This is a genomic window from Gordonia sp. UBA7860, assembly GCF_002500165.1.
GTDB lineage: Bacteria > Actinomycetota > Actinomycetes > Mycobacteriales > Mycobacteriaceae > Gordonia > Gordonia sputi.
This window is the reverse complement of the sequence record NZ_DLSO01000088.1, coordinates 1-12977: the sequence shown is the minus strand read 5'-3', so window position 1 is coordinate 12977 and position 12977 is coordinate 1. Positions and strand designations below refer to the sequence as shown.

The following is a 12977-nucleotide window of genomic DNA, read 5'->3' as shown; positions in this document are numbered from 1 at the left end:
GCATGTCGTCGGCGATCGATTCGCCGATGCGATAGGCGAGAAGTGCGGTGCGTGCTTCGGCTTGGCGTGCGAGGCGTTGGGTGGTGCGGGCGACGTCGTTGAGTTCGACACCGGAGAGGTGACTGATCGTGTCGATGTCGTCGGCGGTGAACGACAGTGGCGAATGCGGGAACGGTGACGTCGGGGTGTGGTCGTCGATGATGTCGGTAATGGCCACCCCTTTTTGCCGTGTTGTTGGTGATCGCTTGTGTGTTCGATCTGACAACAACGCTACAGGGTGGGTACGACAATTCGGACAGCGTGGAGAGCGGAGAACTCAGTCGGCGAGCCCCGGCACCCACTTCTCCATGATCGCCCGGTAGGGGGCCTCGGCGTCGAGTTGCGAGGCGATGCCGACGCAGCCCGCGAGGACACGGAACACCATCACATACTGCTTGGGCACGTTGAGGTTTCGCGACGTCTTGTACACATCGCCGCGCACGTCGGTTGCCTTACCCGCGGCGCGTTGGAGCCACTTACGGGTGAAGTGGAATGACTCGGTGTAGAGCGGGTCGACGTAAGGCTTCAGGTAGGCCTCGATGTCGGTGGGGCTGACCCGGTCGGCGCGGGACCGCAGGATGAAGCCTGCCTTGATCATCTCTTCGGTCAGCTCGTCGTACTGCTTGTCCCGAGCGAGCCGCAGGATGGGACCGGTTTCCGGAGGCAGTCCGTTGGGGTAGTGGCCGACGGCGCCGAAGTCGAGTACGCCGAAGCGACCGTCGTCGGTGATGAAGAAATTGCCCGGATGCGGATCGCCGTGCAGAAGTCCGACACGGAACGGTGAGCTCACCTCGAACGTCGCCATGCGTGCGGCGGCCTCGTTACGGGTGGCCTGATCGCCGGAGGTGATGATTTTCGAGAGCGGCGTGCCGTCGAGCCACTCCGACACGACCACCTTGGGTGCGCTCGCGATGACCTTGGGGATGACGAAATCGGAGTCGCCGTCGAATGCCTTCGCGAAGGCGCGCTGATTATCGGCCTCGCCGAGATAGTCGAGCTCGGCCTCGGTGCGGTCGATGAGTTCGTCCATCATCGCCTTGACGTCCGTACCGGGCGAGAGCTTCTGCAGCAGCCCCGACATCCTCGACAACGTCTTGAGGTCGGCTTTCAATGCGTGGTCGGCGCCGGGGTACTGCACCTTGACGGCGACCTCCCGGCCGTCGGACCAGATGCCCTTGTGGACCTGACCGATGCTTGCCGACGCCGCGGGCTCGTCGGAGAACTCGCGGAAGCGCTGACGCCATTTGGTGCCGAGTTGTTGGTCGAGAACCTTGTGGACCTTCGGCGCGGGTAGCGGGGGAGCCTCGGCCTGCAGTTTGGTGAGCGCTTCACGGAAGGGTTCGCCGAGCTCGTCGGGAATCGCGGCCTCCATGATGGACATGGCCTGGCCGACTTTCATCGCGCCGCCCTTGAGCTCGCCGAGCACCGAGAACAGTTGGTCGGCGGCCTTCTCCAAGAGTTCCTGGTTGACCTCGTCCTTGTCTTTTCCGACCATGCGTTTGCCGAGGCCCGCGGCCGCCCGACCTGCCATACCGATCGGTAGCGTCGCGAGCCGAGCGTTGCGACGATGCTGCCCGCGTGTGATGTCGGTCATGGTGTCCTTTCCCCATCACAGGATAGAGGACCGACCTGAGGATCGGCCTCAGCCATCACTCCTGGAGTTATCCGGCGGCGTCGTATCGGCACCTGCACAGCGGATGTGGAACCCATGTCTTCGTGACGATCCGAGTCGGCTCGGAATGGAGTTCGACGGTGCGCCCGAACAGCTCGGGTTGTCGCGCGCTCTGGGGCGCGCAGATCGCCACGGACAGTTGCTCGATGTGTTCGTGGGCGAGGGCGGCGGTCGCCCGGACCGTGGCCGGCCGTCCGTGACCCGCGACGCGCACCAACTGAGCCGAGACGATCGGCCACTCGGGATCGCGGTCGGCGCGATGCAGATCGATGCACGACAGACAGCTCGTGAGTCGCGGCAAAACCAGGGGTCCGACGATCCCGACCCCATCACGCATCCGCACCTGCAGATGAGGCTTTCCCGCGTCCATGAGACCGGAGACGAGCATCGTGTCGTGTACGAGATAGTCGGTGAGCACCACCAGATCCGTCGGCCATCCCGACACCGGATGCTCGGGCGATGGCCGTCCGCTCGATCGGGTCACGGAGAACCCGGCGTCGGCCAGCGACGTCGCGAGATGTGAACCCAATGGGCCTGAGCCGTGGACGCGGATGCGGCGCAGGCGCTCGTCGATACGACGTGGCGAGGCCAGTCCGTGCAGCGCACGGCCGGCCGCGACCATGTGCTCGAGCAGGGTGGTCAGGTCGTCAGGAGTCAGGCCGGTTGTCGCGAGTTCGCCTGCGACGTCGGACATTCGCTGAGGGCTCTCGAGCGTCACGAGTAGATCCGCGAGTTGGCGTGCCGACACGTCGCGGTCGAGTTCGACCACGATGCCGCTGTCGGGGCCGCTACCGATCTGCAGCCGATTGCCAGGCCGGATGACCACGACGGTGCCCGGAATGACAACCGGCAGAGACTCATCCAACTCAACTGCGACTGCCGTCGATGTCAGCAGTTCACGTGCACGTCGCGCCATGCGGCAACTCTGCCAGCAGAATCGTGGCTCGCGCCGATGAGCGCGACGTTATCCACAGCCGCCGCAGTGCGTCGACCTTTATGCACAGATGTCGCCGTCAGGCGTCGCCGTCGTCCTTCTTGCCGTCGTCCTTCTTGTCCTCACCGCGTTCGCCGTCGGACTCGGGCTTGTCGTCGGAGTCTTTCGCTGCCTCTTCGGCGAGCGTGCGCTCGAGCTCGGCGATTGCCTCGTCGATGCCACCCACGTCGCCGCCGATGACGCGATCGATGAAGCCCGCGGGATTGTCGAGGTCGTCGGCATCGGGCATGAGGTCGGGATGCGCCCAGACGCCGTCGCGGTTGTTGATGTCGCTGGCCTCGGCGAGCTGACGCCACAGGGTCGACGCCTCGCGGACCTTGCGGGGACGCAGCTCGAGTCCGACGAGCGTCGCGAACGTCTGCTCGGCAGGACCGCCGGACGCGCGACGTCGACGCATGGTCTCGGTGAGCGCGGCGGTGCTCGGGATGCGATCAGAAAGTGCCTGTGACACAACCTGTTCCACCCAACCCTCGACGAGTGCGAGTAGCGTCTCGAGCCTGCTCAGCGCAGCCTTCTGCTCGGGAGTCGTTGTGGGCTCGAAGGACGCCGACGAACTCATCAGCTCTTCGAGCTTCGACGGATCGGAGAACAACTGCGCCGGATCGATATTCGCGGTGAGGTCGGTGATTCCACTGAAATCGACGGTGATGCCACGCGCGTACTCCTCGACCGTCGCGAACAGTCGCTGACGCAGCCACGGCACATGCGTGAAGAGGCGCAGATGTGCTGCCTCACGCGCGGCGAGGAAGACGACGATCTCCTGTGCCGGCTGCTCGAGTCCCTCGGCGAACGCCGCGATCGCCTCGGGCAGCAGCACTGCCTCACCCTCGGGTGCGAGCGGCAGACCGATATCTGTGGAGGTCAGAACCTCCTTGGCGAGTTGGCCGAGTCCCTGCCCGAGCTGGGTGCCGAAGGCCATGCCGCTCATCTGGGTCAACATGCCCATCATCGGACCAGCGAACTGCGCTGCCTCGGGAGGCAGGTTCTGCTCCCAGGTACGCGAAAGCTGTTGGGCGACGGGATCGCAGAGGCGCTTCCATGTCGGCATGGTCTCTTCCAGCCACTGCACCGGAGTCCACGCGACAGACTTGCTGACACCACTTGGCAGTGTGGTCGCGTCGTCGAGCCAGACGTCGGCGAGACGAACCGCGTCGGTGACGGCGTTGGTCTCCCGCTCCAAGACAGGGGTGAAGTTGCCGATCTGTTGGCGGGCGAGGTTCGACGCGAGGTCGTAGTTGACCGGCCCCGATCCCTTCCCCTGACCACCGAAGCCGAAGGTGCCAGAACCCATCCCGCTGAGCATGCTCCCGAGCTGGCTGAACACCTGGCCGAGCGCAGCAGGATCGAGGGACTCACCACCGAGCGCGAAGCCGAAGGGGTTCTGCGCGGAATCCCCGCCACCAGAGCCGCTGCCGGACGCACCACTGCCCTTGTCGTCGCGGTTCTTGTCGCGGTTGTTGTCGTCACCGTCGCCGGACGGGGAGAAACCGAAGGGCAAATCACTCATGTGTTCCACGGTACCGTCCGAGTCGACCATGGGTGACCTGCACGACGTTCGCCTTGAGCGTAGTTCGCTCATGATCTTCGACGCTGCGCGACGTCGACTCAATCGTGCCCGCTCGCGCCTGCGTGCAAGTGCCCCTCGCGGCGTCGATTATGGTGGGCGGAATGACAGGTCCCGCAACGATGGTGCGGCAGCATTCCCGCCGAATCGCCACCATCGCAGTGACGACGCTGCTCCTTCTCATCCTCATTGTCGTCGGCACAACCGTGCAGGTGCCCTTCGTGGCGCTCGGACCAGGACCGACCGTCAACACGCTGGGCAAGCTCGACGACAAGCCCGTCGTCGACATCACCGGTACCCCCGTCGATCCGACGACCGGAAACCTCAACCTCACCACCGTGTCGGTCAATGACGGCCTCACCCTGTTCGATTCGATCCGCCTGTGGGTCTCCGGCCGCTACACCGTGCAGCCCCGTGAGCAGATCTTCCCGCCCGACCAGACGACGCAGCAGGTTCAGGAACAGAACCAGCAGCAGATGTCCGGGTCGGAGAGCACCGCGACGGCCGCCGCGCTGCGCCACCTCAACCGTCCGACCAAGCTGATCGTCGACTCCGTCGCCGCAGACGGACCGTCGTCGAAGGTGTTGCGTCAGGGCGATCAGATCCTGTCGGTCGGTGGGGCAGCGGTGTCGACGTCGGAGGACGTGCAGTCGGCTGTGCGTAAACAGAAGCCGGGTGCGCAGATCCCGATCGAGATCGATCGCGCGGGCACCAAGCAGACCGTCACGGTCACCGCGGCCGCTCGCCCCGACGACAACGACGTCGCCTACATCGGACTCACGCCGGATGTGGTCAACGCCGACCCCAACCTGAAGATCACCTACAACGTCGGCGACATCGGCGGCCCGTCAGCCGGTCTGATGCTGACACTCGCGGTGATCGACCGCCTCTCAACCGGCGAGCTGACCGGCGGCAAGTTCATCGCGGGCACCGGAACGATCGCCGACGACGGCCAGGTCGGCCCCATCGGCGGCATCACGCACAAGACCCGCGCCGCCCGTGAAGCCGGAGCAAATGTCTTCCTCGTGCCGGAACGCAACTGCACCGAGGCCAAGTCCGACGCTCCCGACGGACTGCAACTGGTCAAGGTGAACTCACTCGACTCCGCGCTCTCTGCACTCGACGACGTGCGCGCAGGCAAGGATGCGCCTCACTGCTGAGTTCTAGCCCTGTGGTCCGCGGTCGTCGAGCGTGGCAGCCAGGGCCGACTGCAGCGTCGACGCCAGTTCTGGATGCGTGAGCAGTTCCATCGGAGCATCGGGATTGTCGTCCGGAGTGGGCTGCAGCCGCATCAACGACAGCGTCTTTCCCCCACGCAGTGCGCCGACCGCCAGGCGTGCCGTGCGCGCCGACGGGTGTCTGCGGGCCGCGGCGCGCGCTGCGGACTCGCTTGCGGCCGGATCGCCGAGGAGTGGTTCGAAAGCGGAGTCCAGGTCACCTTCGGCATCCGGAGGCAAAACGACGATCTCCAGGACCAGCGCCACACCTTCCACCGGCGGGCTCCACGTCGCCGTCGCCAAGAACTCCTCGAGCTGCGCGTAGGGTTCGTCGCCCGCGGCGACCTCGAGTGGCTCCTGCGCGACGGGGCTCAGCGCAGAGTCGTCGTCCTCGTCGACGAGCCCAGGATTCTGCGCGGCGATCAGACTCGTCGGCACGAGCGCGAACACCTGCGGCGGTTGACCCCACCCGCCGAGTTCGACGTGATCGAGCACGTCGTGCAATGCGCGGCCGAGATCGTCGGGGGAGAACTCGTCGGTCATGGCTGTCAATACTGCCTGCTGCGCTACGACGACGTACCGGGACCACGGGATCCAGTGGCACCCGTGCGGGGACAGTACAGTGAATGCCACGATCGCGCTGAGAGGTGCGGCAGCCCCGGAGATGTCCGAAATGACCGAACCGGGTACGCCCTGCAATGATCGTGCTGAGAACACCGATCGCACTGAGAACGATGGCACTGGGAGAGTGGGTTAGTGGGCGTACGCGGGCCGGCGGGCATGCCGACACTGTCGCGCAAGAGCAAGATCGCCATCGGGGTGGGTGTGGCCATCCTCGTGGTGCTGTTGGTGGGGCCACGGCTCGTCAGCATCATCACCGACTGGCTGTGGATGTCCGACGTCGGATACACCGAGGTGTTCTCGACGATCGTCTGGACACGCATCGCGTTGTTCTTCATCGTCGGGATCGTCGCGGGTGGTCTGATCTTCGGTGCCGTTGCGCTGGCCTATCGGTCGCGCCCGGTTTTCGTGCCCGCGAGCGGCCCGAATGATCCGTTGGCGCGGTACCGGGCGTCGATCATGGGCCACATCCGCTGGTACGCGATCATTCCGCCGATTCTCATCGGGCTGGTCTTCGCGCTCGTCGCGCAGGGGTCGTGGGCCACGGTGCAGACCTTCCTTCACGGAACCGAGTTCGGGCAACGCGACCCGCAATTCGGCCTCGACGTCGGGTTCTACGCCTTCGACCTCCCGTTCTATCGGTTCGTGCTCAACATCCTGTTCGTTGTCGTGGTGATCTCGTTCTTCGCGAGCCTGATCACGCACTACCTGTTCGGCGGCATTCGTCTCGGCAGTGGCGGCAACTCGATCACCAATGCCGCCCGTATTCAGTTGGCTGTTCTCGCGGGAACCTTCTTGTTGCTCAAGGCGGTGTCGTACTGGCTCGATCGGTATTCGCTGTTGTCGAGTCAGCGCAAACAGGAGATCTTCACCGGCGCAAGCTACACCGATATCAACGCGGTGTTGCCGTCGAAACTGATCCTCATGGTCGTCGCGATCATCTGTGCCGTCGCGTTCTTTGCGGGCGCGGTGATGCGGGATCTGCGTGTCCCTGCGCTCGCGACCGTGCTGATGTTGTTCACCGCGCTCGTCATGGGCGTCGGGTGGCCGCTGGCGATGGAGCAGTTCTCGGTCAAGCCGAACGCGGCCCAAAAAGAACTCGAATACATCCAACGCAACATGGACGCCACGAAACAGGCATATGGCCTTGTCGACGGCACCAACGTCGAATATCAACGTAATTGGACACAGCAACAGGCAGATCCTGTCGCGGTCAACAACGACAGCGCCACGCTGTCGAATATCCGCATCCTCGATCCGAACGTGATCGAGCCCGCGTTCACCCAGCGTCAGAAGCTCAAGAACTTCTACGGATTTCCGACGCAGCTCGCCGTCGACCGTTACAACGTCGACGGTCAGCAGCGCGATTTCATCGTGGCCGCACGCGAACTCGATCCCAGCAAGTTCGACGCCAACCAGCAGAACTGGATCAACAAGCACACGGTGTTCACGCACGGCAACGGATTCATTGCTGCGCAGGCGAACACCGTCGACGAAGCGTCGTCGGATGCCGAGAGTGATCGCGGTGGCCTGCCGGTCTTCGCGGTGAGCGACCTGGAGAACTACCAGACCGAGAACTACAAGGCCAACGCTCCGATCAAGGTCAGCCAGCCGCGTATCTACTTCGGTGAGCTGATCGCCAAGGTCGATCCCGACTATGCGATCGTCGGCTCGACAGAAGGCGACCGCGAATACGACCTCGACGGCAAGAACTACACCTACAGTGCCGATTCGGGTGTCTCGCTTGGCAACTGGTTCAACCGGATGCTGTATTCGGTCAAGTACACCGAGCGCAACATCCTGCTGTCGAATGCGATCAACTCCAACTCGAAGATCATCTACAACCGTGATCCGCGGGACCGCGTGAAGAAGGTCGCTCCGTGGCTGACCGTCGACTCCAAGACCTATCCGTCGGTGATGGCCGACGGATCGATCAAGTGGATCGTCGACGGCTACACCACCCTTGCGACATATCCGTACGCGCAGAAGACGTCGCTGCAGGATGCGACGACCGACGCCCAGGAGCTCAACCGCGGACAGACGGGCCGGACGCAGGTCAACAAGCAGGTGTCGTACGTGCGCAACTCGGTGAAGGCGACTGTCGACGCCTACACCGGCAAGGTGACCCTGTACGAGGTCGACCAGAACGACCCCGTGCTCAAGACCTGGATGAAGGTCTTCCCAGGAACGGTCAAGCCGCGCAGCGAGTTCGACAAGCAGAAAGACCTCAAACAGCACGTGCGCTATCCCGAGGATCTGTTCAAGATCCAGCGCGCGCTGTTGTCGCGCTATCACGTGTCGGACCCGGGAACGTTCTTCCGCAGCAACGATTTCTGGTCGATCCCGAATGATCCGACGAAGGACGACGCGACGCAGCAGGGTCTGAGTCAGCCGCCGTACTACTTCACCGCGGCATCGCCGCGCGGGCCGCAGGCGGAGTTCCAGTTGACGACGGTGATGAACGGCTTCAACAGCCGATTCCTCTCGGCGTACATGACGGCGTCGTCGGACCCCGACGACTACGGCAAGATCACCGTCAAGACGCTGCCGACGACCAAGCAGACCGTCGGACCGCAGCAGGCGCAAGAGAACATGAAGAGCGCAGGACCCGTGGCATCCGACCGAAAACAGGTCGAGGACACCACCAAGGTCACCTACGGCAATCTGCTCACCCTTCCGGTGGGGCAGAACGGCGTGCTCTACATGGAGCCGATGTACACGCAGTCGAAGACCGACGACTCCGCGATACCGAAGCTCTACCGCGTGCTGGTCTACTACAACGCCGCCAGCGACGAGGCTCGTGTCGGCTACGCGGCGACGGTTGCCGAGGCGCTCAAGCAGGTGGGTATTTCACCCGCCCAGGCGACGACACCCGAAAACGGGCCGGTCGACGTGGGCGACAACGGTCAACAGCCGATCGCGCAGCCGACACAACCGAGCCAGCAGGGGCCGTCGTCTCCGCAGCGTGACGCCGCGGTGAAGGAGATCGGTGCTGCACTCGGCCAGCTCAAGGATGCGCAGAGCAAGGGCGACTTCACCGCGTACGGGCAGGCGCTCGACCGGCTGAACAAGGCTGTGCAGAATTACGAGGCGCTGCCCTCTGGCAACTGACCTCGAGCAACGGTGACTCTCGGCGTCGGACCATAGCGGTCCGGCGCCGAGCGTCGTTGTGGGGTCTTGTCTCGCCGATCTCATTGGGAGCCGAAATGTGCTCTGGCGCACTGAAAGCCGTGGTTCACGGGACCGTCACATCGATCGTTCACGATGCAAGGATCTTCGATGACGATGGCTAATGTGACAATCGCGAGTGCTCGATTAGCCGGGTGCTGATTGTTCGTTGGGGAGGTCGGGGAAGATGCCACCGCTGAGTCGGCTCGCTCGAATCCAGATCGCTGTGCTGATCATCGCCGGACTTGTGGTGTCGATCTTCGCGGGCATCCGCTATGTGCATCTCAATCGTGTTGTCGGCGTGGGGATCTACACGGTCGACGCTCATCTGCCGGATTCCGGTGGCATCTTCACCAACGCCGAGGTCACCTACATGGGCGTGCCCGTCGGTCGTGTCGGCACACTGACGCTCAGGTCGGACGGGGTGACTGTCCCGTTGATTCTCGAATCTTCCGGACCCGACATTCCCGCGAATTCGGTTGCCGTGGTGGCGAATCGGTCGGCCATCGGTGAGCAGTACATCGATCTACGGCCGCAGTCGGGTTCCGGGCCGTACCTGCACGACGGATCGGTCATCACGAAGACCTCTGTCCCGCCGCCGATCGAGGACGTCGTGTCGTCGGCGCTCGACTTCACCTCGTCGATTCCGATCGACGATCTGCACACCGTGATCACCCAGCTCGGCGCGGCGTTCAACGGGCAGGCGGATAACCTCACGCGGCTCGTCGACTCGCTGGGGAAGCTCTCGCGCGCCGGGGTTGACTCACTGCCGCAGGCGATCTCGCTGATCAATTCGGCGGACTCCGTTCTCGCGACGCAAGAGGCGCAGTCGGATCAGATCCTGGCGTGGTCGCGCAGCCTTGATCTGATCACCGCGACGCTCGCGTCGTCGGATCCCGATCTGCGCAGGCTGCTGACAACGGGAACGACCTCGGCCACGCAGATCTCCACACTCATCCAGCGCAACGGTGGCGATATCGGCAAGGTGGTCGGTCAACTCTCTGAGGTGGCCCGCACCATCGAGCCCGCCGGCTACAACATCGGCAATACCTTCGCGATGCTCAGTCTGCTGTCGGCACAGGGGCATACGACGGCGCCGGGTGACGGTCAGATCCACTTCGGTGTGGTGCTGGAGACCAATAACCCGCCGGCGTGCACGCAGGGCTATGAGTCGACCGACGCGATGCTCGCGCGGGTTCGACGTGAGAAGCCGACCTTCGACATCAACTACGACGAGTTCCCGTTCAACACAGAGGCGCACTGCACAGCGCCCTTCGGTAACCCGACGGCCGTCCGTGGCGCACAACGAGTTTCAACCGCCAACCCCGACATCCCGCAGCCGTGGGACTCGACGCCGAAGAAGGACCCCGACAAGCTCAACCTCAATCCGCTCGCGCAGCAACTCGCGGGCCTGATGGGCGTGCGGTCGTCGTGACGTCGGTCACCACGACGCTCGCCGAAGCCACTTTTCGACGCATCGCCGCAGGTCAGACCGGCTGGCGCAATGGATTTGCATCTGCGTCGAACGCACCTGTAACGTGGTGTTCACCAACGCGGGGTGGAGCAGCTCGGTAGCTCGCTGGGCTCATAACCCAGAGGTCGCAGGTTCAAATCCTGTCCCCGCTACTAAGAACCGGCCCCGCCGGGACGAGGAACATCGTCCCGGCGGGGCCGGATTCATTGGTGCCAGTGCGGTTCCCGCTCATCGCGAAACCATGTCACCGCGGGTAGGTGACGATCACCTGGCCGCTGCGCCGGCTTCGCCATTCCACTCTTCGGTCGGTGTGGAGCGTCGGAACCCACTCTCCAAGATGTTTCCGCTGGTGATCGGCCCGGCACAGTGGGATGAGGTCGTCGAGTACCGTCCAGCCGCCGGCCTCGGGGTCGGTGTGGTTGAAGGGTCGCCAGTGGTCGAGGTCGCACAGGTGAGAGGGCATGCCGCAGAACGGGTATCGGCACCAGGCGTCATTGGCGAGCACCTCGGCGCGCAACGTGGCGCTGGGTGCATAGGTCAATGCCCCAGGTGGTGGCACGGTGTGAGAACCGTGTCCGGTCGGATCGGCCGGTGGTGCCTGGGGTCGGTCGGAGATCAGCGGGATGAGTGGTCCGGCGGCACGTACGGATTCGGGGTAGTGAATGGTCTTCGCGACGTCGGCGAGGGTGATCGCATAGGTGGGGTCGATCGGCCCGTATCCCTGTAACCGGGGTACAAGCACACCGTCGGGGTCCGTGAGCACTGTCAGCACGGGTGCATCGGGCATCACCATGGCTCGTCCGAACGGGACCGGTGCCTCAGTTGGGGTGTGGGGATCGGTCGGGTCGGGAGCCTCGGGTTCGGCGACGGGCTCCACCGCGTCGGCGGGTTCGACACGTTGGTGTGCGTCGCAAGGTTCCGGCGCACTGGAAGTCTCGACGTCCCGGGCTTCAGGAATGTCATCGTCGGCGGGCTCAGGCAGCAGGGCGTTCCGTGCTGGGCAGGTGTCGAGGCCGCAGTCGCAGGTGAGGTGCGCTCCCGGTACGCCGGTGATCTCGCCGAGCGCGATCACTCGCAGTGGCCCGAGCCGACGGGGATCTTTGCGGCAGGTGCGTTCATCGATCAGCGCGTCGATCTGCGATTTGAGGAACACCCCATAGTGAGCGGGGATGACCGCATCCAGGTTGGAGTGGCCCGCAACCTCCGCGGTGATGGTGACGTCACCCACCAACTCGGCGATGGTGTCGCGTTCCTCGGTGACACTGTCGGGACTCATCGAGATCAACGCGGCGTCGAGCTGTTGGGACAGCACCGGGTCGGTGGTGGCGCGGGCCCCATAGTCCAAGACGATCTCTTCGAACGACATCTCCGAGTCATCACCCTCGATGCAGTCGGGATCGATGTCTCCACCACGTTGGGCAGCGCGCGCCATGATCGAGGCCCGGTTGGTGGAGTAGTCGCCGTTCAGATAGCCGGCGCGGATGAGCGGGAATTTCTCGAGGAGATCCGCCAACGTCACCCAACTCCCGGCCTTGCTTCGAGAGACACCGAATTGCAGAGAGACTTCGGCTCGTCCGAGTTTCTCTGCATGCTCGATCACCGAACCCCACACACTGGTCTCGGACCGACCGGCGAGGTGCTCGCGATACACCCGCTCAGCCAGAGCCGCGCCCGCAAGGACCGTCCGAGCCTCGTGCTTGCGGGACTCGCGCAACAACTCCCGGCCCGTCTCGGTGAGCTCCTCTCGCGACATGGATCTGATCGTGGCGGCGTCGGCATCCGGATCGGTGAACGTCAACACACTGGACATCTGAATAACCTCCCCTCCGCGGCGATCGAACCTATGGGCACAAGTGTACGAAGGAGTACCGACAAATCCGGCACGGCAGCGGCCGGGCTGGAGGAATTTGTGGACAACTTTTTTCGGCGCACCTCGCGCCCCGCCCGCCGATCACCGATGGTCGGCGGCGGCCTTCGACCCGACGCCCGCGTGCTCTGCGGTCTCTGTCTTCGCTAGAGCCTCTGAGTCGCCGGAACTCTCTGGCGCGGTCGAACTTTCGCTTCTCGGCGTGTTGTTCCCGCCCAACCGGCGCCACAGCGCCGCGACGGCAAATACCGCGGCGGCGGCGATCACCAGGCTGACGACGGCGATGACCTTCCACCACGTCGACCCGTCGGACGACTGTTGCTGAGCAACAGTCGAGTTCGCATCGGTGGCCGACGCCGCG

Annotated in this window: 9 protein-coding genes, 1 tRNA gene and 1 pseudogene; 4 read left to right on the top strand and 7 right to left on the bottom strand. The window is 64.2% G+C overall.

The annotated features are described in order from the left end of the window. The 4 genes and pseudogenes from B3T59_RS11745 to B3T59_RS11730 form a co-directional block, all read right to left on the bottom strand. Positions 1-217: pseudogene (locus B3T59_RS11745) on the bottom strand (HNH endonuclease); the annotation flags it as partial. Between the two features lie 99 nt (positions 218-316). After that, complete coding sequence (locus tag B3T59_RS11740; protein WP_005203642.1) at positions 317-1633, bottom strand: ABC1 kinase family protein; 1317 nt, start codon at positions 1631-1633, stop codon at positions 317-319. Between the two features lie 67 nt (positions 1634-1700). Then, complete coding sequence (locus B3T59_RS11735; protein WP_005203641.1) at positions 1701-2627, bottom strand: hypothetical protein; 927 nt, start codon at positions 2625-2627, stop codon at positions 1701-1703. 97 nt (positions 2628-2724) lie between these two features. Further along, positions 2725-4212, bottom strand: coding sequence for a zinc-dependent metalloprotease (locus tag B3T59_RS11730; RefSeq protein WP_287003479.1), 1488 nt, complete (start codon positions 4210-4212; stop codon positions 2725-2727). Between the two features lie 179 nt (positions 4213-4391). On the opposite strand from B3T59_RS11730, the gene B3T59_RS11725 reads away from it, so the two are divergent. After that, complete coding sequence (locus B3T59_RS11725; protein WP_005203639.1) at positions 4392-5429, top strand: YlbL family protein; 1038 nt, start codon at positions 4392-4394, stop codon at positions 5427-5429. A gap of 3 nt (positions 5430-5432) precedes the next feature. Here the strand turns inward: B3T59_RS11725 and B3T59_RS11720 are convergent, their stop codons facing one another. Beyond that, the gene (locus B3T59_RS11720; protein WP_039854808.1) at positions 5433-6029 is read right to left on the bottom strand and encodes a PPA1309 family protein; all 597 of its coding nucleotides are present in this window, start codon (positions 6027-6029) and stop codon (positions 5433-5435) included. A gap of 213 nt (positions 6030-6242) precedes the next feature. On the opposite strand from B3T59_RS11720, the gene B3T59_RS11715 reads away from it, so the two are divergent. The 3 genes from B3T59_RS11715 (at position 6243) to B3T59_RS11705 (ending at position 10901) form a co-directional block, all read left to right on the top strand. Next, the gene (locus B3T59_RS11715; RefSeq protein ID WP_005203637.1) at positions 6243-9218 is read left to right on the top strand and encodes a UPF0182 family protein; all 2976 of its coding nucleotides are present in this window, start codon (positions 6243-6245) and stop codon (positions 9216-9218) included. A 244-nt stretch (positions 9219-9462) separates the two neighbouring features. Then, complete coding sequence (locus tag B3T59_RS11710; RefSeq protein ID WP_005203636.1) at positions 9463-10710, top strand: MCE family protein; 1248 nt, start codon at positions 9463-9465, stop codon at positions 10708-10710. A gap of 117 nt (positions 10711-10827) precedes the next feature. Then, a tRNA-Met gene (locus B3T59_RS11705) sits at positions 10828-10901 on the top strand. A gap of 92 nt (positions 10902-10993) precedes the next feature. On the opposite strand, the gene B3T59_RS11700 is transcribed toward B3T59_RS11705, so the two are convergent. Continuing rightward, the gene (locus tag B3T59_RS11700) at positions 10994-12559 is read right to left on the bottom strand and encodes an HNH endonuclease signature motif containing protein (protein ID WP_005203634.1); all 1566 of its coding nucleotides are present in this window, start codon (positions 12557-12559) and stop codon (positions 10994-10996) included. A 141-nt stretch (positions 12560-12700) separates the two neighbouring features. Next, on the bottom strand, positions 12701-12977 hold a 277-nt coding region (locus B3T59_RS11695), incomplete at its 5' end, for a hypothetical protein (RefSeq protein WP_287003477.1).

What these genes read in the sequence shown, in the direction of transcription:
- B3T59_RS11740 (WP_005203642.1), bottom strand. Translation starts at nt 1,633, where the DNA reads ATGACCGACATCACACGCGGGCAGCATCGTCGCAACGCTCGGCTCGCG.
- B3T59_RS11735 (WP_005203641.1), bottom strand. Translation starts at nt 2,627, where the DNA reads ATGGCGCGACGTGCACGTGAACTGCTGACATCGACGGCAGTCGCAGTT.
- B3T59_RS11730 (WP_287003479.1), bottom strand. Translation starts at nt 4,212, where the DNA reads ATGAGTGATTTGCCCTTCGGTTTCTCCCCGTCCGGCGACGGTGACGAC.
- B3T59_RS11725 (WP_005203639.1), top strand. Translation starts at nt 4,392, where the DNA reads ATGGTGCGGCAGCATTCCCGCCGAATCGCCACCATCGCAGTGACGACG.
- B3T59_RS11720 (WP_039854808.1), bottom strand. Translation starts at nt 6,029, where the DNA reads ATGACCGACGAGTTCTCCCCCGACGATCTCGGCCGCGCATTGCACGAC.
- B3T59_RS11710 (WP_005203636.1), top strand. Translation starts at nt 9,463, where the DNA reads ATGCCACCGCTGAGTCGGCTCGCTCGAATCCAGATCGCTGTGCTGATC.
- B3T59_RS11700 (WP_005203634.1), bottom strand. Translation starts at nt 12,559, where the DNA reads ATGTCCAGTGTGTTGACGTTCACCGATCCGGATGCCGACGCCGCCACG.